Genomic DNA, 19,966 nt, shown 5'->3' with positions numbered 1-19,966 from the left:
GGGCCTTGCCTTGTGCTGTACTTGTGACGAGGGGAGGTTGGCTTGGTCATTTTGGGTATCGACCCCGGTTTGGCCCATACGGGTTGGGGGATTATCGAGGAGCGGCGCGGCGAGGTTCGCTGCCGTGCCTACGGTTGTATCGAGACCAGCGCGGGTAGTCCGCTCGCGGTGCGCCTGTCGCATATCGCCCGCGACCTCAAGGGCGTCGTGGAGCGTTATCGACCCGATACTGCTGCTATCGAGAGCATCTACTTTGGCGCTAATGTCCGCTCGGCAATCCCCACGGCACATGCCCGCGGTGCCGCGCTCGTGGCGCTTTCGGAGTGCGCGCTCGAGATCGGCGAGTACACGCCTATGCAGATCAAGCAGGCTGTGGTGGGTACCGGCGCCGCGGACAAGCGGCAGGTCGCCTACATGGTGCGCACGCTCACGCAGCTCGACCACGACCCTCATCCCGACCATGCCGCCGATGCCCTGGCTTGCGCCATCTGCCACGTAAACCTCAGCCGCACCCGCGCCCTCACCGGTGGCGAGTTCTATCAACAGAGAGGAACCGGATACTGATGATTTCCCAGCTCCACGGAACGCTTGTCGAGGCCACGATGAGCTCTGCTGTCGTCGACGTGTCGGGCGTTGGCTTTGAACTCGGCATTTCTGGCGGCACTGCGGCCACGCTGCCTACGCCCGGCGGTGAGGTGCGCCTCTATACCCGTATGCAGGTGCGCGAGGACGCTATGACACTTTTCGGTTTTTCCTCTAAGGATGAGCGCACGATGTTCGACCGGCTTGTGTCCGTCTCGGGCGTTGGCCCGCGCTTGGCGCTCGCCGTACTTTCCACCTATACCGTGGGACAGCTGTATTCCCTGGTGATGGCCGAGGACGACAAGGGCATGGCCAAGGTGCCCGGCGTGGGCAAAAAGACCGCCCAGCGCCTCATCTTGGAGCTCAAGAGCACCTTTGCCAAGGACAAGGGCTTTGTGCCGGTCGATGCGATCCCCGGTCAGGTTGCGATGCCCGTGCCCGCCGCCGCTCCTTCGGCGATCGATGACGCCCGTGCGGCACTCCTTTCCATGGGCTTTAGCCCGCAGGAGACCGATGTCGCTCTGAGCGGGTATGATGGGCAGGATATGCGTGTCGAGGATTTGCTCGGCGCGGCGCTTAAGCGACTCGGAATGGATGCGTGATGTGGGAAGCCGATGACTCTCGGGACCTGTGGGCGACGCCCGGCAACTCGCCGGCGGCATCCATGGCGCACGGCGAGCGCATGGTGGGCTCGGAGCTGACGGCCGAGGACCTCGATGTCGATCGCACTTTGCGCCCCCAGCGCCTGGACGATTACTGCGGCCAGGAGCATATCAAGCAGAGCCTGCGCGTGTTGATCGAAGCGGCGCAGAGCCGTGGGGAGACGCTCGACCACGTGATCTTCTCGGGTCCTCCGGGCCTGGGCAAGACCACGCTGGCCACCGTAATCGCCAACGAGTTGGGCGCTCAGATAAAAACGACGAGTGGCCCGGCCATCGCGCGTACGGGCGACCTGGCGGCCATCCTTACCAACTTGCAGCCGGGTGATGTGCTGTTTATCGACGAGATCCACCGCCTCAACCGTTCGGTCGAGGAAGTCCTGTACCCCGCGATGGAGGACTTTGCCCTCGATATCGTGATTGGCAAGGGTCCGGCGGCGCGCTCGATTCGCCTGGATATCCCCAAGTTTACGCTGGTAGCAGCAACGACCCGCTCAGGCATGTTGACCGGCCCGTTGCGCGACCGCTTTGGCATTTCATATCGCCTGGATTACTACACGGTCGAAGAGCTCGCGCAGATTGTGACGCGCTCGGCAACTATTCTGGGCGTGGCGATCGACCATCCCAGTGCACTTGAGATCGGCTCGCGTTCGCGCGGCACGCCGCGTCTTGCCAACCGCCTGCTCAAGCGCGTGCGCGATTACGCACAGGTGCGCGGCAACGGTCCCATCGAGCTCGATATCTGTCGCCAGGCGCTCGAGTTCTTCGAGATCGACGAGCTCGGCCTGGACTGGATGGATATTCGTATCTTGGAGACGCTTGCCAAGACGTTCTCCGGTCGTGCCGTGGGACTTACGACCCTTGCCAGCGCGGTGGGCGAGGACCCGGGCACGCTCGAGGATGTCTATGAGCCCTATTTGCTGCAGTGCGGGTTGATGATTCGTACGCCGCAGGGCCGTCAGGCAACCCTGCGCACCTTTGAGCACCTGGGGATTGAACCTACCGTTTAGGGCGCTTTGTTTTGGCGGGCTGTTGGGCTATCGCCGGGCATCGGGTAAACATATCGCCGTTCATCGGTTATGGGCGTTTTACTATTGCGCGCCCGTGCTATGCTGAATTGGTCTTTTTCTCATTCGGTAACGAAAGGACCGCCCATGCCTACTGACATCGAAATCGCACGTTCTGTCACGCCGCTGCCTATTACCGAGGTGGCCAAGAACGCCGGCGTCGACGTTAAGCACCTTATTCCGTACGGCTTCGACAAGGCTAAGGTCGACTATTCACTGCTCAACGAGCCGACCGATCACCAGGCCAAGCTCGTCCTCGTGACCGCTATCAACCCAACGCCTGCGGGCGAGGGCAAGACCACCACGACCATCGGTCTGGCCGATGGCCTGCGTCGTCGCGGCGTCAAGAGTGCCGTGGCCCTGCGCGAGCCTTCGCTCGGCCCCGTCTTTGGTGTTAAGGGCGGTGCTGCCGGCGGCGGCTGGGCTCAGGTGATCCCCATGGAGGATATCAACCTGCACTTTACCGGCGACTTCCATGCCATCGGTGCTGCCAACAACCTGCTGGCCGCCATGCTTGATAACCACATCCAGCAGGGCAACCAGCTTGGCATCGACGTTAAACGCATCACTTGGAAGCGCGTCGTCGATATGAACGACCGTCAGCTGCGCCACGTCATCGACGGTATTGGCGGTAAGGCCCAGGGCGTGCCGCGCGAGGACGGCTTCGATATCACCGTCGCCTCCGAGGTCATGGCAATCCTGTGCCTGTCTACGAGCATCAGCGACCTCAAGGAGCGCCTGGGCGAGATCGTCGTCGGCTACAGCTTTGCCGGCGAGCCCGTCCGTGCCCGCGACCTTAAGGCCCAGGGTGCCATGGCCGCGTTGCTTAAGGACGCGCTCAAGCCCAACCTGGTGCAAACGCTCGAGGGCACGCCCGCGTTTGTCCACGGCGGCCCCTTCGCCAACATCGCCCACGGCTGCAACTCTATCATGGCCACGCGTATGGCGATGCGCTTTGGCGATGTTGCCATTACCGAGGCCGGCTTCGGTGCCGATCTGGGTGCCGAGAAGTTCCTCGACATCAAGTGCCGTATGACGGGCGTTCGCCCCAGCGCCGTCGTGGTCGTCGCGACCGCTCGTGCGCTGAAGTACAACGGTGGCGTCGCCAAGGCCGACCTCAACGAGGAGAACCTCGAGGCACTCAAGGCCGGCATGCCCAACCTGCTGCGTCACGTCGACAACATCCAGAACGTTTATGGTCTTCCCTGCGTGGTCGCCATCAACCGCTTCCCGACGGACACCGAGGCCGAGCTTGCGCTCATCGAGTCCGAGTGCCAGAAGCTCGGCGTCAACGTTAAGCTTTCCGAGGTCTGGGCCAAGGGCGGCGAGGGCGCGCTCGAGCTTGCCGATGAGGTCATGCGTCTGATTGAGCAGCCGAGCGAGCTCAAGTTTGCCTATGAGGACGGCGCCGATGTGGCCGACGCTCTTGAGGCCATTGCCACCAAGGTCTACCGCGCCGACGGTGTTGACTTTACGCCGGCCGCCAAGCGCCAGCTCGCCGAGCTGCGCGAGAACGGCTTTGGCAACCTGCCGGTGTGCGTGGCCAAGACGCAGTACAGCTTTAGCGACAACGCCAAGGCCCTGGGCGCTCCCGAGAACTTCCGCATCACGGTGCGCGAGCTCAAGGTTTCCGCCGGTGCCCACTTTGTGGTCGCACTGACTGGCAGTGTTCTGACCATGCCGGGCCTGCCCAAGGTCCCTGCGGCCGAGAACATCGACGTCGACAACGACGGCAACATCACCGGCCTGTTCTAAGCCTGCTGCCCATAGCTGCTTGTCCGCCCCGCCGTGCCCACAAGGCCCGGCGGGGCTTTTTTATCCTTAGGCCCGCGCATGTCTTGTAGATACCGACGGGCTCTGCCCATCATAGGCTTTTGCGCGGGTAGAATGCATGGATAATTTGATGCTCACGCGCGACGGAAAGGAATCGTTGCATGGATCAGGACAAGACAACCGTGATGGGCGGCTACGGTTCCGCGCAGGCTGGCGATAGCGCCGATGCGACCCGCGTTGTTCCCAACCCCGGATATACCGACCCCGCCGCGACGCAGCCTTCTGCCGAGCCCACCCGGGTTATGGGCTATGGCGACACGGCGCAGGATTCTTGCGCTGCATCTTCGCAAGGCCCCTATGGCAACGCAGCTCCGGACCCGTTTGATTATGCGTCGCAGGATTCTTATGCCGCTTCGACACCGAATCCCTATGATGACCTGCCGCAGAATCCCATTCCGCAGCCTCAGCAGACGACGTATATGCCTCGCACGGCGCAGCCTCGCTACGAGTCGCGCGAGCCGTATCGCGAGTACCCCAAGTCGATTCCGCAATATGGCGAGGACGAGGAGAAGAAGCCGTCGCGTTCGTCGAGCGTGATCAAGAAGATCCTCATCGTGCTGGCGATCTTCTTTGCGCTGTCGGTTGTGTTTGCCATCGTGTCGGGCATGCTCAACAAGCGAGGGAGTTCAACGGCCGATACCACTGCCGAGCAAACCGAGTCCGCCTCGTCTAGCACCGTCGATCTGAGCGATATCCCGGGGCAGTACTGGTCCAACGCCAAAAAGCTTCTCAAGTCGCGCGGCGCCGATCTTTCGAATGCCGTGGTCCTGACTGATGATGGCTCAACGCCCGTCATCGATGCCAACTGGGTCGTTACTTCTGCCTACTATAACGACAACGGCAACCTCGAAATTCAACTCACGCACAAGAACAGCTCGGGCAACTCGTCCGGCGGCCAAAGCGGTACCGACAGCTCGAGCTCCAATACGCTGGAGGACTTGAGCAACAAGGCACAGGAGTTGGGAGACAAGGCGCAAGAGCTGGGCGATACGGCACAAAACCTGGGCGACACCGCGCAGAACTTGGGCGACATGGCGACGGATGCCTGGAACGCACTGCAAAACGGCATCTCGGGCGCGCAGGGAAACTAGCTGTTAAGCGGGCTACAGCTGCTCTGCTGGACGGTCGGGCGAACTAAAGCCCGAGTCAAACGTAACGACGCATGAGACGTTGGGCCGGCGCTCGTGCACGATGCGCGTGACGAGCTCCAGCAGCTCCTCGTCGGATATGTCAAAGCCGTCGGGGCGCACCAGGTCAAACGAAACGAACCCGTCGTGCTCGTGCAGGTCGTGGATGGAGAGCGCGGGATCGATCTGCATGACGCCGCGCTTGACCCAGCCGCGCAGATCATCGCCGGTTGTCGCGATGGGGTCGCAGTGCAGCGTGATGCCAATGCCCATCTGGCGCTTGATGTCGTGCTCGATGGTGTCCAGGATCTCGTGGTGCTCAAATGCGTCGCCCTCGCCGGGCATCTCCACGTGGGCGCTGGCAAACTGACGACCGGGGCCGTAGTCGTGCACCATCAGGTCGTGTGTGCCCAAGACCTGCGGATAGGACATGATCTTGTCGCGGATTGCCTGGACGAGCTTGGGGTCGGGCGCTTGCCCCAGCAACGGGCTGATGGCGTCGCGCACCAGGCCCATGCCACTGATGCAGATGAAGACGCCCACGCCCAGGCCCGCCCAGCCGTCGAGGTCAAAGCCGGTCGTCTGCGAAATAAGCGCTGCGGCCAGGACCGATCCCGAGGTGATGACGTCGTTTTTGGAGTCCTGTGCTGTGGCGATGAGTGTTTCGGAATCGATACGGTTGCCCAGCGCACGGTTGAATGCGGCCATCCAGAATTTGACGAGCATGGACAAGACGAGAGCGGCTAGGGAGACCAGCGTGTAGGCGGTGGGGGAGGGCTTGATGATCTTAGTGACCGACTCGAGGATCAGGTTGATGCCGACGGCGCAAACCAGGACGGCGACGAACAGACCGGCTAGGTACTCGTAGCGACCGTGGCCATAGGGGTGGCCTTCGTCTGCCGGGCGGCTGGCAAGGCGGAACCCGAGCAGGCTCACGATGTTGCTCGAGGCGTCGGAGAGGTTGTTGAAGGCGTCGGCGATGAGCGAGACAGAGCCGGCGAGCAGGCCCGCGATGCCCTTGGCCAGGCACAGAGTGATGTTGAGGCCAATGCAGATGAGGCTTGCGGCGAAGCCCGCGTTGGTGCGGCAGGAGGTATCGACCGGCTCGCCCTCGCTGCCGGGAACAAGCGTATGTACCAGCCGATTTACAAATAGCATAGCGGTCGTCCTCACAATCATGTTTAAGGGGATAGTGTAGCTCGCGCGGAGGCGCTGTGCACCGATGCTCAGAAAATGCAGTAATGGTCTGCCGGTGCTAACGAGCGAGCCTTCTCGTCTGCCTGGGTGGTCCATTTTGGGCCACATGGGTATGGGCATGTGCCTGTTTGCTCGACATACTTAACGTCGATAGCCCCTGTGCAAAGGAGGACGTTTCCATGGACGAGATGTTTGCCATTAAATGTCAAAACTGCGGCGGCCCTATGTACTCGCACCAGGCTAAGCGCAGCTTTGAGTGCGCCTATTGCGGCGCGGTCATTCCGTGGCAGGCGGACGCCGGAGAGCCCAAGAGCGCTTTGGGCATTCGCCATACGCCGTTGACGGTGGTGGATGGACTGCTCAAGCTCACGCATGTGTCGCAACTCGAGCGCCCGGAGGACCCGGACTGGTATTTCTTCAATTCGCACTGGCGCAATCAGTCGGTCCTGGAACATCTGCTGTGGGAGGATTGCGGCACGGCGCAGGAGTTCCAAGAGGCCACGCATGTGAGCATTCCCTGCCCCTTCTGCGGAGCGTCCTTTGAGGGCGAGTCAACGCAGCGTGTGTTTGAGTGCCCGTCCTGCGGCAACAAGATCGGCATTGCCGACCTGCTCAAGCCCGGTACGTTTAGCAAGCGCCTGACCTTGGGCGTGGGTGCGGAGTATGTGCCGGAGCAGGGTATTCCATGCGAAATCTCGCCGCAGCAGGCGCGTGCCAACGCACTGCAGCTGGTGCGTCAGTACCCCGACGCCTTTGCCGGGCACGATGTAGAAGATGCGATCCAAAACGACATGATGCTCTTCTACTTCCCCATGGCGCTCGCGGATTTGCGCATGATGGCGTCCTTCCCGGGCAAGGGCCTGAGCAAGGAAACCCTGGTGTACTACGAGGTGCTCGACTGGGCGTATCCGCGGGCAAACTACCTGGACATTCGCCTCATGGGCATTTTGGAGCCGTGGGACTTTGCCAAGGTCGGTCCGTTCGATCCCGCCATGCAGGAAGGCGATTTCCGCGTCGTCTCCGTCGATGCGTCTACCAAGGACCAGGTGGTCATTGATAAGTTGGCGCTCGACGTTGCGGGCAACGACGCTGAGGCTGTACTGGGGCTCAATAAAAAGAGTATCCGCACGTGGGCTTGTAAGGCCCGCAAGCACAAGGACGGCCTAGTTATGGTGCCGGTCTACTTTGTCGACCGTCCGGCAACGGATGGCCGCGATGGCGAGCAGGTGCGCATTGCCGTAAACGGCCAGACGGGTCGTGCGGCAGCGGTGGTGTTTAGCGATAAGCGCGAAACGCACATTGTCGCACCGCTCAACCCGAGCCTGCATCTGTCCGGCGAAAGTACCGTGCATGCCGCGCCCATCGAGGTCAAATACGTTAAATCGCCGTTTCTGTACCAGATCGTGCGCCGTGGAGGCGGCGAGCAGCAGCATCAGGTTGCAGCGGTCGCCGAGGGTTCTTACCGAGAGGAGAAGCCCAAACGCAAGGGCTTGCTCGCTGCGATCTTTGGGAAGTAGGGAAGCGCAGCGCGGGACGGCTCACAGGCGTGCGGGCGTTTCGGTCGCAACGTGCTGCTACACTTGCGTTTCGCCATTGGTCGCTTCGTTGATGGCGCGGTACTCGGCACTCAGCTCGCGCGCCAGCTCTTCCTTGCTTGGAAGATACGGCAGGTATTTGGCGGCAAACACTTGGTCGTTGTCTTCGGGCAGCGTGTACTCGACGATCGAATCGCTTTTGTCCGCGCAGAGCACGATGCCTATGGGCGGATTGTCGCCTTCGTTCATGAGCTCGCGCGTGTAGTAGTTCACATACATTTGCATCTGGCCCAGGTCCTGATGCGTAAGATCGTCCGTCTTAAGGTCGATGAGCACGAAGCAGCGCATCAGATAGTTGTAAAAAACAAGGTCAATATAGAAATGGCGTCCATCAAAGGTGATGCGCTTTTGGCGCGCCTCGAAAGCGAAGCCACGGCCAAGCTCCAGCAGGAACTTCTGAAGATGCGTGATGAGCGCCTGCTCTAGATCGCTCTCGCGAAACGCAGTATCGTCCGAGAAACCTAAAAACTCCAGCACATATGGGTCGCGGATGATATCCTCGGGGCGACGAGCCGGGGCGCGCTTTTGGATTTCCTGGGTGACGGCCTCCTTGTCCTTGCTGGCAAGTAGGCGCTCTCGGAACATGGTGTTGATCTGGCGCTCGATCTGGCGCGTGCTCCAGCGAGAATTGGCGCATTCGTTCATGTACCAGGCGCGAGCATCAGGGTCGGGAATGCGCATCAACCTGCGGTAATGAGTCCAGCTCAATTCGCTACGCAGTGCGTCGCGAATTGGAAACGCAAGAAAGAACTGACGCATATTGCGAAGGTTTGCGATGCCAAAGCCTCTTCCGAAATCCGCGGTAAGCCTTCTGGAGAGGCCCGCAATCAATGCCTCTCCATATGCTGCGCGCTCCTCTCCGCCCTGTTCATCAACAATACTCTTGCCGATCTCCCAATATGCCTCAACCATCGCAAAGTTAACGGCGGTATAGGCCTTGTCGCGAGCGGCGTTGAAAATCGAGGAAACCTGCTTGTAAAAAACTTCTGGCACGATTGCCGATTCCCCGCGGTTTGCCAGTTCACTCATCAATATCGCCCGACTTTCCTCTTGAGGACGCATCTTTATTGCATTTAGTTTAAAGACTCGTACGGACACGAATCGCTGCGCTGTCTGGCAACTTCGCATGGGGGCCTTGCGGTGACTAAAATTTGGCAATAGAGACAGCTTTCGCGAACCCCATGGGAGTGACATGCATGGACAACAACACCTTGCTGTTTCAGGACAAGGGCTCGGGTAGGTTTAAAGACGTCAAGATCTACCCCAACCGTATCGAGGTGCTCAAGAAGGGCGCTTTTGGTGGCAAGCACACCGAAATTGTCTATCTTAAGGACATCACGGGCGTCAATAGAATCAAAGGCCGCGATGTTTTTCTGCGTAACAGGCTGTTGACTGCTTGTGTTTTTAGCCTGAGCAGTCGTGCGAAGGCCCAGGAGTTTGTTAACGCGCTGAACATGGTGATGTAGCCTATGGCGGCGTTTGGGCCAAGGTAAAAATCGGGGGCACAGAACGGTATCCTGCGCCCCCGATTGAGTCGATGTGTCTAAAAGGCCGGCTTGCCTATTCGCTATCGTCCCCAGCGTTTTCGCGGTCACTGGCAAGCATCGCCGCGCCAGCGACCGTTGTCGCCATGGCGGCAGCGGCGAGCCCGGCGGCGATGCCAGAGCCGTCGCCCGTGTCGGCGAGTTTTCCGCCCGAGCCCTTACCCTTGTTGCCCTTACCATTCTTATCAGCGCCGTCTGCGTTGGAACCCGTGCCGCTGCCGGTGCCGCCTGTACTGCCCGAGGCCGCTACGGTAAAGCTTACGGCTCCATTGCTGGCGAGCATGTAGTTCTGTGCCGCGTCGCCCAACAGGTCTTTCGCACGCACCCAATACGTCCCCGCGGCAAATGCCTCGCCCTCGGCCATCACCGTTCCTGGAGCACCCCATCACCGTTCCTGGAGCACCGTTTGCATCGTGCATAAACTCGAGTTGGGCCGTGCAGGCATCGTTTTCGAGCTTGCCGTCGAGCGGCGCCGTGACCTTGGCGCGCACGTCCTCGCCGGCCTTAAGGCCTTCGAGTCCCTCAAAATGAGGCGTCAGCACGCGCGGATCGATATCGATGGGCACGGATCCCTGCAGCCCTATAACGGTCTCATTGCCCAAGGCATCGACATCAACGTATTCGATGGCAAAAGCGCTTCCCGAAGCCGCCACGTTGAGTACGTTGCTGCTGTCGACGAGGCGGAAATGACCCTCGCCAACGGTCTTGCCGTCCTGGAGCGAGGCGTCGCTCAGCGAGTCGCCATATGTCATGTGCATGCGGGCTGGGAGGTAGCACGAAGCCGTCTGCTTGTGCTGCGTATCGTAATTGCGCTGGTAGATGCTTCGGGCCAGTGCCGCATCAACAAAGTCGGACGCAATGATGCCAATGTGCTTGCGGCAGTCCGCCTTTGTGCTCTCAACTCCGCTATTGTTTATATACGAGCTCTTGTACAGGTGCTCGTCGACCACTCGCGCTGCGGTAAATGGGTTGTATTGCGTGCAGCTCGTGTAGTTGATAAACCAGCAGCGCTCCGTCACCTGCGCCGTTGTCCCGTCCTCGGCAGTGATATCTACGGGACTGCGCTTGAGATCGGGCGCTGCATTCAGGGCCATATCGACCCAGTCGATCTTACTGGATCCCGTGCAGTCGTAATGGTCTTGGGCATATACCTTGGTGCAATAGGGCTCTTTGGCACCCGCATTGCCCGCAGCCTCAAAGCCTCGCGCGTCTTGGACGAGGCGCATGGACTTTCCGGAATGCGCCTTGATTTTGTCGTCCCATTCAGTGAGGTCGAGGCCCCACGTGTGGCCGTCTACGCTGTCGCCGGCGAGTTTAAATCGACGCAGCAGGACGATCTTTCCGCGCACCTCGTGTAGCGTGGGGATTCGGCTCGACGTATAGAACAGTTTGGGGTTGTCGTCCAAAACCTTGGCGAAAGCCGTCGTAACACTTTCGTCGGTAGCCTCGTCGTTGCCTCGTGATACAAGCATGATGAGCGCTTCTGTCGGGTTTTCGTTCAAAAACGTTTTGAAGTAGCCTATGACATCGGAAAGATGCATAAAGTACGCGTCTTTTTTGAGCAGGTAGTAATCCCCGTGGTCGATACCGGGGTCGTCGCCCTTTCCGAGCCGGATATCAAAATAGCGAATGCCTTCGAGCAACTGCGTGGGAATGTAATCCTGCTGGCATTTTACTTGCGAGGATTGGGGCTCAGTGTCGTTGTCCACGCTGCAGGTGCCCGAATCGTGCGTACCCGGGATGCTCAGCTCGTCGAGGAACTTGTTGTCGTCGACGTATTTCATCCAACATGGCCCATCGACGTAGCTGCTGTACGTGATCCAGTCGAGGCTGCTAACCGTGGCATCGTTCTTTTTCATGTCGTAACCGATAAGTTCGAGCTCCCACGGAATGCTCTTACTCTTATGGCAGATCTTATTGTTGTCCTGGTCTTCGCCGTTCGATTCTATTGCCAGGTACTTAATGTCTTTTTTCTCGGTTTCTTTCTCGACCGTGCGGTCTCGGATGATATAGGTTCCGTTTGATTGACGCTCGAACGCAAAAGCGCGGCTGGGCTTGTTGTCATACTCGCCGCCCCATACGTGGATGACCTTTCCATCTTTGTCAGAGTCGTCGTCGACCGACCAAATGCTGTAGCCCGTCTTTTTATGCTCTTCGAAATTGAGCAAGGTGCGGATAGCATACCAGTTTGTATCGTCATTCTTGGTCGTTACGTTCTCAAGGATGAGCTTGCTGGACGTGCCGTCGTTAAACAGGTGGCAGACGTTGCCGCGTACGTTGCCGTCTTGGTTGACGCTCGCGGTGCGAAAATAGCCCGCGGGGCGAAGGCGAATGACGAACTTGTCGAGGGTGGCCGCCGGTGTGGGTGCGTCTTCTGCAAATGCCGCGCGCAGGGGAATGCCCGGCGCTGCGGTTTCGGGCAGGCTTGCAAGTGGTGACAACGCCGCAAGCCCTAGGCCCAGCGTAAACGCTCGGCGGCTGATGGCATGGTGTTCGGTCATAACTTCTCCATTCGCAGAGTGCGGTTATGCGATAGTTTTGGTCACTATACTGCCCAGATGTTTAAAGATGCTGGTTTAATTGTCTGCGCGGCGCAATAAATCGGTGGGCGGACGTGTTGGGGCGCTTGTCTATTTGTGCTGCTACCGCGCTGGGGGTGGTTTTGCCGCCCGGCACCCTCGCGTTCGCCGGCTATCGGCATAAGAAAAGGAGGGTCGGTTTACCGGCCCTCCCTGGGTACGAAGCGCTGGGGTACCGTCGCTTGTTTGCACTGCGACCGTGTTTCCCGTTGCGCTCGCCAGTCGCTTAGCGCTTGATCTCGATATCGTCGAGCTTGACGTCCATGGCCTCGGTCTTGGCCTTGGCAATGTCATCGGCAAACTCCAGAGACTTCATCATGGTCTCGACGGCGTCCTTGTGCTCCTCGACATTGTCGATGCTCACGTAAACGCTGCCGCCGCCTGCTTCGGTGAAGTACTCAGTCGTTACGCCGCCCGAGTGTGTATAGGAAGCGTTGCGCCAAGTCTTGCCGTTGTACTTGACGGGATCATTCTCGGTCCACTCAAAGTTGGCCTTCCATTTGGCCTCGTAGTCGAACAGCTCGTCGGCGTTCTTGTCGGAGTCGAAGACAGGGATGAAGCGATCGCTGGCGTGCTCGCTCTCGGTGAACTTAAACTGGGCCCTATCGGCGGTGTCGCCTGCGACGTCCGTGATTTCGACGCCCTCGGGCACCTCGACCTTAAACCAAATGAAGTCGGTCCTCATATCCACGGCTGGCTTTTCTGCTCCGCCGCCACCGCCACTGCCGGCAGCGCCACCGCTTCCACCGCAACCCACCAGGGCAACTGCGGCAAAAAGACTCATGCAGAGGGTGAGAATCGCAAAGGCCTTCTTTTTCATGGTCGTGTCCTCCTCGGTCTGTAACCGCCCATGGATTACCTGTCTTTACTGTACGCGCGAGCGGCTCCTTCGGGTGGGCCATGTGTCCCATTCTGAGGGCTGGAATTGCGCCGACAAGTGGCAATATGCGCGGGTCCAAAAGAGGGGAGGGCCGATGCTGTCGGCCCTCCCCGGGGTTGGGTGCCCGTTGCTTTAATGGGGCGCATGTGCGCAGGTGCGCGTAGGCGCGTGCGGGTGTCCCGTTACTTGAGCTCGATGCTCGAAATCTCGACTTCGCGCGCCTCGGAAACTGCCTCTGCCATGTCATCGGGGAATTCGATGGAGTTGAGGAGCGCCTCGGCTTCTTTCTTGTGCAGGTCGAAGTTCGAGATAAGGACATAGATGCTTCCCGGCTCAACGTCGGTAAAGAGGAGGGTTGTGATGCCACTGTTGTCCTCGTACGTTCCGACGAGCCACGTCCTGCCGTTATACTCGACGGACCCGCCATCCTTCCACTGGAACGTATCCCCCTTCTTTTCCGCCTGGTCGGCGTGGGATTCCTCGGCAGTCAGCGCTTTTTTCCAAACGGGGATAAACCGATCGGCCGAGGCGTTCTCGTCTTCGGGGAAGGTGAGCTGGACCCTGTCGGCGTTCTTGCCTGCCGAGTCGCTTACGCCAACGCCCTCGGGCATCTCGACCTTAAACCAGATAAAGTCGGTCTTCTTGGCGACGGGGGCCTTTTCCTTGCTCTCGCCCTTGGCGGCGCTGCTGCCTCCGCCCGATGCGTTCCCGCCGCAGCCCACGAGGGCGAGCGCGGCAAAGAGGGCGATGCAAAGGGAAAGGATCGATAGGGTCTTTTTCTTCATGGTGGCGTCCTCCTTGTCTCTTGGTGACATCGCGGTGCCGCGGGGCGTCAGGGCGTTGTTTCCGTTTGCGGCGGATGTCTTTGCGTACGGTGCGGCGATACCTCCGTTCGTGGTTTGCGGCCGTTGAGTGGCCGTGCCCCAACGGGTTCCTTACTTATAGATATGCCCCAGTTTTTGACGTCCGGGAGTCTCGAAAGGTGGGCCATGTGTCCCATGTTTGCGGCGTCGACGCCTATCGTTCGTCATAGAAATCCGCGATGGCCAGGTGTGCTGACGCTCATGTGCTTATGGGCTAGACTTAGCATCATTACGTGTTTGATGCGGTTGGTCGGCGGTTGCCGCCCGACCGATCTATATGACTTGAAGGTGCATACGTATGAGCCAAGAGATGATGGACAAGACCTGCCGTGGGTTTGCCGAGGCGCTGGCCGCGCGCGAGCCGGTTCCCGGCGGCGGTAGCGCGAGTGCCTTTGTGGGCGCGCTGGGTGCCTCGCTTTGTGGGATGGTCGCACGCTACGGGGCGACCAATCCCGCGCTTAGCGATCGGGCGGACGATCTGACGCGTGCATTTGCCCAGGCAGACGAGTTGGCGCAGGAACTAGTGGGTCTGGTTGCCGAGGATGTTCGTGCATACGGCCAGGTGTCTGCGGCATACGGTATTCCGCGCGAGGACCCGGCTCGACCCGCGGCGATTCAGGACGCGTTGCGCGTGGCGGCCATGCCGCCGTACCGGATCATGGATGCCTGCGGGCGCGCGCTGGCGCTGCTCGAGGACATGGCCGACAAGGGTTCGCGCCAGTTGCTGTCCGACGTGGCATGCGGCGCCGTGTTCTGCCGTTCCGCTATGCAGGGCGCGAGCTTGACGCTCTTTGCCAACACCACGTCTATGAAGGATCGCGCTCGTGCTGAGGAACTCGAGACGGCGTGTGATGAGTTGCTCGACACGTGGTTGCCGCGCGCCGATGCGCTGGCGCGCCGCGCCGCCGACGCTGCAAGGAAGAGGGGATAGTCATGGCTGAACTGCTGAAGGGTGCTCCCGTTGCTCGCGCTTTGACTGAGGAACTTGCTGCTCGCTGCGCAGTCCTGCGCGAGCGCGGCGTTGTTCCGACGTTGGCTATCGTGCGTGTGGGTGAACGCGAGGACGACCTATCCTACGAGCGCGGTGCGCTCAAGCGCTGCGAAAAAGTGGGGATTGAGGCTCGTCGCGTTTTGCTTTCTGCCGATGTTTCGCAGGACGAGCTGTTGGCGGCCATCGAGGACATTAATACCGATTCGTCTGTTCATGGCTGCCTGATGTTCCGCCCGCTGCCCGCCGGCCTTGACGAGGACGCGGTTGCCGCGGCACTCGATCCTGCCAAGGACGTTGACTCCATGACGCCGGCTTCGCTGCTCACCACGCTTTCGGGGCGCGGCGAGGGTTTTGCCCCCTGCACAGCCGAAGCCGTGCTTGCTTTGCTGGATCATTACGGCGTTGAGCTGGATGGGGCCAAGGTCGCGGTTGTCGGTCGGTCGCTGGTTATCGGGCGTCCTGTTGCCGCCATGCTTACGGCGCGCAATGCGACTGTGACGACGTGCCATACGCATACGCACGACCTTGCTGCCGAGTGCCGTGCGGCTGATATTGTGGTTGCGGCCGTTGGGCGCGCACGTACGATTGGCGTGGATGCGGTTCGCGAGGGCCAGACGATCATCGATGTTGGCATTAATTGGGACGAGGCCGCTGGCAAGCTGGTGGGTGACGTCGATTCTGATGCTGCGGAGCCGGTCGTTAACGCCATCACGCCCGTGCCGGGCGGCGTGGGCGCTGTGACGACGGCGATCCTCGCCAAACACGTGATCGAAGCGGCCGAGCGCGCATCGAAATAGGTTTTTGACCACAAGGGCTGCCGAGGCCGTGGTTTCGCCCTTTCTGCGCCGAAGCGATACACTGTTATCGTTTGATTTCTTCGCTCAAGGAGGATGCGCATGCCGTGCACAACGATTTTGGTCGGTAAGAACGCGAGCTACGACGGGTCGACCCTGGTCGCGCGTAACGAGGACTCGTCCAACGGGGTGTTTGAGCCCAAGCGCATGCGCGTGGTGCATCCCGACGAGCAGCCGCGCGTCTACACGAGCGTCCTGAGCCACCTGACCGTTGAGCTGCCCGATAACCCCATGCGTTACACGAGCGTCCCCGATGTTGTTCCGGGCCACGGCATCTGGGCCGAGGCCGGTTTCAACGAGCTCAATGTGGGCATGTCCGCAACCGAGACGCTCACCACCAACGAGCGCGTCCGCGGTGCCGACCCGCTTGTGGACTACGTGCCCGCCAAGGGCAACGAGGGTGAGGACGGCTATGTGCCGGCGCAGCCTGGTGGCCTGGGTGAGGAGGATATGGTGACCCTGGTCCTGCCCTACGCCAAGTCCGCCCGCGACGGCGTTCGTATCCTGGGCGACCTGCTCGAGCGCTACGGTACCTACGAGAACAACGGCATCGCCTTTAGCGACGTGGACGAGATCTGGTGGCTCGAGACCATCGGCGGCCACCACTGGATCGCCAAGCGCGTGCCCGACGACGCCTATGTGACCATGCCCAACCAACTGGGTATCGACAGCTTTGACCTGGATGACGCCGAGGGCGCCCAGGCCGACCACATGTGCTCCGCCGACCTGCGTGCCTGGATGGCCGAGTGGCATCTGGACCTGACGCTGGGCGTCGATGGCGACGGCCCGGCGACGGTCTTTAACCCGCGCGAGGCCTTTGGCTCGCACAGCGACAGCGACCATGTCTACAACACGCCGCGCGCGTGGTACATGCAGCGCTGCCTTAACCCCAGCGATGTGTGGGACGGCCCCGACGCCGACTACACGCCCGAGAGCGATGACATCCCCTGGAGCCGCGTGCCCGAGCGTAAGGTGACCATCGAGGACATCAAGTACGTACTCTCGAGCCACTACCAGGGCACGGAGTACGACTGCTACGGCAGCAAGGGCACGCCCGCCACACGTGGCGCCTATCGCCCCATCGGCATCAACCGCAACAGCCAGCTCGCTGTGCTGCAGCTGCGCCCCTATGCGCATCCGGCCTACCGCGCCGTGCAGTGGATGGCCTTTGGCTCCAACTCGTTTAACGCGCTGGTTCCGCTGTACGCCAACGTCGAGACCATGCCCGAGCACTTTGCCGACACGCAGGCTCGCGTGACGTCCGAAAACTTCTACTGGGCCAACCGCCTGATCGGCGCGCTGGCCGACGTCCGCTTCCATGAGTGCGGCCGCGCAGTCGAGGATTATCAGGAGAAGGTCGGCGGCATGGGCCACAAGCAGATCCATGACGTCGACGCTGCCGTAGCCGTTCTGCCCGAGGCCGAGGTGCCTGCCGAGCTTGCACGCGCCAACGAGGAGTTTGCCGAGCTCGTGCGCGTGGAGACCGATGCCCTGTTGGGCAAGGTGCTCTACACCACGAGCTGCGCCATGAAGAACTCTTTCGCGATGAACGACAACGTGAGATAGGGATTTCCCGTCGATCGAATAGCGCTAAAACGCTTTGTCGCTTTCACTCAATCTTGGGTACAAGAACGCCAATGCAGTTGTTTGTGATTGGAGACAACCATGGTTATGAAACTCGATCAGCTTGTTAACGGTGCCATCAACGTGGGCTTTGGCGCTGCCGCCGTTGCTGTCGAAGGCGGCAAGAAGGTCCTCGACGACCTTAACACCAAAGGCGAGCAGGTCCGCAAGGACACCGCCACCCCCGATATCGCCCGCAGCGTGTCCGACATGTTCGAGCAGGCCGGCGGTACCATCTCCGATCTGACCGAGCGTCTGGGCATGCAGGGCGAGACCGCGGCCCAACGCGTGCTCGACGAGCTCATTCTGGCTCGCGTCCGCGTTATGACCGCGCCCGAGCGTACGGCCTTCCTGGCCCATGTGCGCGACATCGTCGATTCGGTCGAGGACAACGTGACCTCGGTGCCCGTCGAGTCCGTTGAGCCCGACGATGCGAAGGATACCGAAGAGGCCGAGTAGCAGCGCAGATGGCAGATTCCACCACCGATTACAACAATCTAGATCCCTTGGGTGACGAGGCGGCGGTTGTCGATGAGGTCGATGCCGCCGTCTCGGGCGCTCGCAAGAAGCCGCGCGCTGTCGATATGGTCCCCGAGGAGCCCGACGCGATGGCGCCGGACGAGGAATACCAGCTCACGCCGGCGGGTCGCCGCGAGCGCATCGGGCAGATTGTTCGCCTGGTCAAAAAGTACCGCGTGTGGGACAACCTCACGCCGGTTCGTTTGCGCCGTCTGCTCGAGGAACTCGGCCCCATGTTCGTCAAGATGGGGCAGATTCTGGCCAACCGGTCCGAGATTCTGCCGCAACGCTTTTGCGACGAGCTGCGTCGTCTGCGGTCCGACGTGGAGCCGGTGCCGTACGAGGTCGTACTCAGTTGTCTGGAAGAAGAATACGGCCTGCGCCTGGGAGAGATGTTCGATGCGATCGACCCCAATCCGCTTGGTAGCGCATCGCTCGCGCAGGTGCACCGCGCTCGTCTGGTGACGGGCGAGGACGTGGCCGTCAAGGTGCAGCGCCCCGGTGCGCAGCAGGTTATGGCGCAGGACATCGATATCATCCGCTCGGTGGTGCGTATCGTTTCCAAGTTCGTCAACACCGATCAATTCGTTGACCTGCACGGCGTAGTCGAGGAGTTGTGGACCTCGTTTCGCGAGGAGACCAACTTTTTGGCCGAGGCCAAAAACCTCAACGACTTCTACGAGTTCCATAAGAGCGTTCATGGCGTGACGTGCCCTAAATCCTATCTGGACCTGTGCACCGAGCACGTGGTGGTTATGGACTACGTCGACGGCATTTCGATCGCCGATCCTGAACGCTTGGTGGCCGAGGGCTATGACTTGGAAAAGATCGGTGCCGCAATCGTCGAGGACTACTCGACGCAGGTGCTCGATGACGGCTTTTTCCATGCCGACCCGCATGCGGGAAACATTATTCTCAAGGAAGGCATCGTCTACTTTATCGACTTGGGCATGGTCGGACGCATGTCGAGTCACGATCGCGGTATCGTCAAGGACATGATTTTCGCCGTGGCCGAGGGCGATGTGCCAAAGCTCAAGGATTCGCTCATGCGCTTCGCCGTGACGCGTGGCGATTCGGCAGAGCTCGATCATTCAGCGTTTTTGTCCGATCTTGACTTTATCGTGGCTGACTTTGCGGGCCTTGACCTGAAGGATTTGGATATCGGCGAGTTTTTGACCTCGCTGTTAAACCTCGCGCGTAAGAATGATGTTGAGCTGCCGAGCGTGGTGACGATGTTCGCCCGCGGCATGGTGACGCTCGAGGGTTTGCTGACCGAGTATATGCCCAACGTCAACATGATTCAGATTATCCAGGCGCACATCAAAAACGAGAAGAGCACCTATGCGCGCGTACGTGATATGGGACGCGATCTTGCCGCGAGCAGCTATCGTGCGGCAAAAGGCTCGCTCGAGGCAGCCGAGTATCTGGGCTTGGCTTCGCGTATGCTCACGCGCGGCCAGCTTAAGGTGAACACGCAGATCATGAGCAGCGATAAGGCGCTGCGACAGCTAGGTGGGATTATCGACCGCATGTCGATGGCTATTGTGATCGCCGGCCTGTTTATCGGTTCGTCGGTGGTGTACTACGCGCGCATCGAGCCGGTTGTGTTCGGCATTCCGGTCATTGGCTTTTTGGGCTACGTCAGCGCGCTGGTGCTGGCACTTATGCTGGGCCGCAATATCTGGCTCAACAGTCACGGCGGCAAGCACTAGAGGCTGCGACCGTCACCGTATTTTCCTATCGCAAACAATAGCTTTTACCCTTGGGCTTCGCCTGCGTGCGAGGCCCTTTTGCGTGATACCATACTGACGGTAATAATCGATGGCCTAGATGGTGGTGCGGAGACGCACAAATGCGCGGTTTTCCTGCGCGTTTGGGAGAATCGGGGTGCAAGTCCCCGGCTGTACCAGTAACCGTAATTCCTCTTGGCTCGGGATGTTCGCGTCGCAGATCGGACGGCGCGCCTGAGCCGTTAAGGTTAAGTCGGATCGCCTCCCATCTTGCATGCGGCTGCGGCGTATGCTGCCGGTGTGCATAGGGCTCTGGAGGGAAG

The 19,966-nt window shown here is 60.3% G+C and carries 17 protein-coding genes; 12 read left to right on the top strand and 5 right to left on the bottom strand.

Going from position 1 to position 19,966, the window contains the following annotated elements; translation table 11 throughout:
* The first annotated feature begins 42 nt into the window (after positions 1-42).
* The 5 genes from ruvC to AAAT03_RS04275 all read left to right on the top strand — a co-directional run bounded on the left by ruvC (position 43) and on the right by AAAT03_RS04275 (position 5,232).
* A complete protein-coding gene (ruvC, locus tag AAAT03_RS04295; RefSeq protein WP_035137351.1) occupies positions 43-564 on the top strand; it encodes a crossover junction endodeoxyribonuclease RuvC in 522 nt (173 codons plus the stop codon).
* Positions 564-1,184: a Holliday junction branch migration protein RuvA gene (ruvA, locus tag AAAT03_RS04290; protein WP_055250934.1), complete on the top strand. Its 621-nt coding sequence runs from the start codon at positions 564-566 to the stop codon at positions 1,182-1,184. The genes ruvC and ruvA overlap by 1 nt, the downstream gene beginning before the upstream one ends.
* Entirely contained in the window at positions 1,184-2,251 is a 1,068-nt protein-coding gene (ruvB, locus tag AAAT03_RS04285) for a Holliday junction branch migration DNA helicase RuvB (protein WP_349102666.1), read from the top strand. Before ruvA ends, ruvB begins: the two co-directional genes overlap by 1 nt.
* A 144-nt stretch (positions 2,252-2,395) precedes the next feature.
* Complete coding sequence (locus tag AAAT03_RS04280; protein ID WP_117778469.1) at positions 2,396-4,063, top strand: formate--tetrahydrofolate ligase; 1,668 nt, start codon at positions 2,396-2,398, stop codon at positions 4,061-4,063.
* Positions 4,064-4,242: 179 nt separating this feature from the next.
* On the top strand, positions 4,243-5,232 hold the full coding sequence (locus tag AAAT03_RS04275; RefSeq protein ID WP_117778468.1) for a hypothetical protein: 990 nt from the start codon (positions 4,243-4,245) through the stop codon (positions 5,230-5,232).
* Between the two features lie 12 nt (positions 5,233-5,244).
* On the opposite strand, the gene AAAT03_RS04270 is transcribed toward AAAT03_RS04275, so the two are convergent.
* On the bottom strand, positions 5,245-6,426 hold the full coding sequence (locus AAAT03_RS04270) for a cation diffusion facilitator family transporter (RefSeq protein WP_161194641.1): 1,182 nt from the start codon (positions 6,424-6,426) through the stop codon (positions 5,245-5,247).
* Positions 6,427-6,644: 218 nt separating this feature from the next.
* On the opposite strand from AAAT03_RS04270, the gene AAAT03_RS04265 reads away from it, so the two are divergent.
* The gene (locus tag AAAT03_RS04265) at positions 6,645-7,982 is read left to right on the top strand and encodes a hypothetical protein (RefSeq protein WP_161194640.1); all 1,338 of its coding nucleotides are present in this window, start codon (positions 6,645-6,647) and stop codon (positions 7,980-7,982) included.
* A 57-nt stretch (positions 7,983-8,039) separates the two neighbouring features.
* Here the strand turns inward: AAAT03_RS04265 and AAAT03_RS04260 are convergent, their stop codons facing one another.
* Entirely contained in the window at positions 8,040-9,158 is a 1,119-nt protein-coding gene (locus AAAT03_RS04260) for a PDDEXK nuclease domain-containing protein (protein ID WP_349102665.1), read from the bottom strand.
* A 98-nt stretch (positions 9,159-9,256) separates the two neighbouring features.
* On the opposite strand from AAAT03_RS04260, the gene AAAT03_RS04255 reads away from it, so the two are divergent.
* Positions 9,257-9,526, top strand: coding sequence for a hypothetical protein (locus AAAT03_RS04255; RefSeq protein ID WP_253055771.1), 270 nt, complete (start codon positions 9,257-9,259; stop codon positions 9,524-9,526).
* 263 nt (positions 9,527-9,789) lie between these two features.
* Here AAAT03_RS04255 and AAAT03_RS04250 read toward each other — a convergent pair whose 3' ends face one another.
* The 3 genes from AAAT03_RS04250 to AAAT03_RS04240 form a co-directional block, all read right to left on the bottom strand.
* Positions 9,790-12,105 carry a phosphatidylinositol-specific phospholipase C gene (locus AAAT03_RS04250; protein ID WP_349102664.1) on the bottom strand — a complete coding sequence of 772 codons (2,316 nt, stop codon included), beginning with the start codon at positions 12,103-12,105 and terminating at the stop codon, positions 9,790-9,792.
* A 304-nt stretch (positions 12,106-12,409) separates the two neighbouring features.
* Positions 12,410-13,003 carry a hypothetical protein gene (locus AAAT03_RS04245; protein WP_161156269.1) on the bottom strand — a complete coding sequence of 198 codons (594 nt, stop codon included), beginning with the start codon at positions 13,001-13,003 and terminating at the stop codon, positions 12,410-12,412.
* Positions 13,004-13,245: 242 nt separating this feature from the next.
* Positions 13,246-13,848, bottom strand: coding sequence for a hypothetical protein (locus AAAT03_RS04240; RefSeq protein WP_349102663.1), 603 nt, complete (start codon positions 13,846-13,848; stop codon positions 13,246-13,248).
* Between the two features lie 376 nt (positions 13,849-14,224).
* On the opposite strand from AAAT03_RS04240, the gene AAAT03_RS04235 reads away from it, so the two are divergent.
* From AAAT03_RS04235 to AAAT03_RS04215, 5 genes are all read left to right on the top strand, one after another.
* The gene (locus AAAT03_RS04235) at positions 14,225-14,857 is read left to right on the top strand and encodes a cyclodeaminase/cyclohydrolase family protein (protein WP_349102662.1); all 633 of its coding nucleotides are present in this window, start codon (positions 14,225-14,227) and stop codon (positions 14,855-14,857) included.
* A gap of 2 nt (positions 14,858-14,859) precedes the next feature.
* Positions 14,860-15,714, top strand: coding sequence for a tetrahydrofolate dehydrogenase/cyclohydrolase catalytic domain-containing protein (locus AAAT03_RS04230; RefSeq protein ID WP_349102661.1), 855 nt, complete (start codon positions 14,860-14,862; stop codon positions 15,712-15,714).
* A gap of 99 nt (positions 15,715-15,813) precedes the next feature.
* Complete coding sequence (locus AAAT03_RS04225) at positions 15,814-17,337, top strand: C69 family dipeptidase (RefSeq protein WP_349102660.1); 1,524 nt, start codon at positions 15,814-15,816, stop codon at positions 17,335-17,337.
* 99 nt (positions 17,338-17,436) lie between these two features.
* A complete protein-coding gene (locus AAAT03_RS04220) occupies positions 17,437-17,853 on the top strand; it encodes a hypothetical protein (protein ID WP_117583986.1) in 417 nt (138 codons plus the stop codon).
* An 8-nt stretch (positions 17,854-17,861) separates the two neighbouring features.
* On the top strand, positions 17,862-19,625 hold the full coding sequence (locus AAAT03_RS04215) for a lipopolysaccharide core heptose(II) kinase RfaY (RefSeq protein WP_349102659.1): 1,764 nt from the start codon (positions 17,862-17,864) through the stop codon (positions 19,623-19,625).
* The last annotated feature ends 341 nt before the right edge of the window (positions 19,626-19,966 follow it).

The organism is Collinsella sp. CLA-AA-H167 (genome assembly GCF_040095305.1).
Taxonomy (GTDB): Bacteria; Actinomycetota; Coriobacteriia; order Coriobacteriales; family Coriobacteriaceae; genus Collinsella.
This window is presented reverse-complemented; position numbering and strand designations above follow the sequence as displayed.

Excerpts from the sequence above, each read along its gene's own strand:
- ruvA (WP_055250934.1), top strand. The coding sequence starts at position 564 with ATGATTTCCCAGCTCCACGGAACGCTTGTCGAGGCCACGATGAGCTCT.
- ruvB (WP_349102666.1), top strand. The coding sequence starts at position 1,184 with ATGTGGGAAGCCGATGACTCTCGGGACCTGTGGGCGACGCCCGGCAAC.
- AAAT03_RS04280 (WP_117778469.1), top strand. The coding sequence starts at position 2,396 with ATGCCTACTGACATCGAAATCGCACGTTCTGTCACGCCGCTGCCTATT.
- AAAT03_RS04275 (WP_117778468.1), top strand. The coding sequence starts at position 4,243 with ATGGATCAGGACAAGACAACCGTGATGGGCGGCTACGGTTCCGCGCAG.
- AAAT03_RS04270 (WP_161194641.1), bottom strand. The coding sequence starts at position 6,426 with ATGCTATTTGTAAATCGGCTGGTACATACGCTTGTTCCCGGCAGCGAG.
- AAAT03_RS04265 (WP_161194640.1), top strand. The coding sequence starts at position 6,645 with ATGGACGAGATGTTTGCCATTAAATGTCAAAACTGCGGCGGCCCTATG.
- AAAT03_RS04255 (WP_253055771.1), top strand. The coding sequence starts at position 9,257 with ATGGACAACAACACCTTGCTGTTTCAGGACAAGGGCTCGGGTAGGTTT.
- AAAT03_RS04250 (WP_349102664.1), bottom strand. The coding sequence starts at position 12,105 with ATGACCGAACACCATGCCATCAGCCGCCGAGCGTTTACGCTGGGCCTA.
- AAAT03_RS04245 (WP_161156269.1), bottom strand. The coding sequence starts at position 13,003 with ATGAAAAAGAAGGCCTTTGCGATTCTCACCCTCTGCATGAGTCTTTTT.
- AAAT03_RS04240 (WP_349102663.1), bottom strand. The coding sequence starts at position 13,848 with ATGAAGAAAAAGACCCTATCGATCCTTTCCCTTTGCATCGCCCTCTTT.
- AAAT03_RS04235 (WP_349102662.1), top strand. The coding sequence starts at position 14,225 with ATGAGCCAAGAGATGATGGACAAGACCTGCCGTGGGTTTGCCGAGGCG.
- AAAT03_RS04230 (WP_349102661.1), top strand. The coding sequence starts at position 14,860 with ATGGCTGAACTGCTGAAGGGTGCTCCCGTTGCTCGCGCTTTGACTGAG.
- AAAT03_RS04225 (WP_349102660.1), top strand. The coding sequence starts at position 15,814 with ATGCCGTGCACAACGATTTTGGTCGGTAAGAACGCGAGCTACGACGGG.
- AAAT03_RS04220 (WP_117583986.1), top strand. The coding sequence starts at position 17,437 with ATGGTTATGAAACTCGATCAGCTTGTTAACGGTGCCATCAACGTGGGC.
- AAAT03_RS04215 (WP_349102659.1), top strand. The coding sequence starts at position 17,862 with ATGGCAGATTCCACCACCGATTACAACAATCTAGATCCCTTGGGTGAC.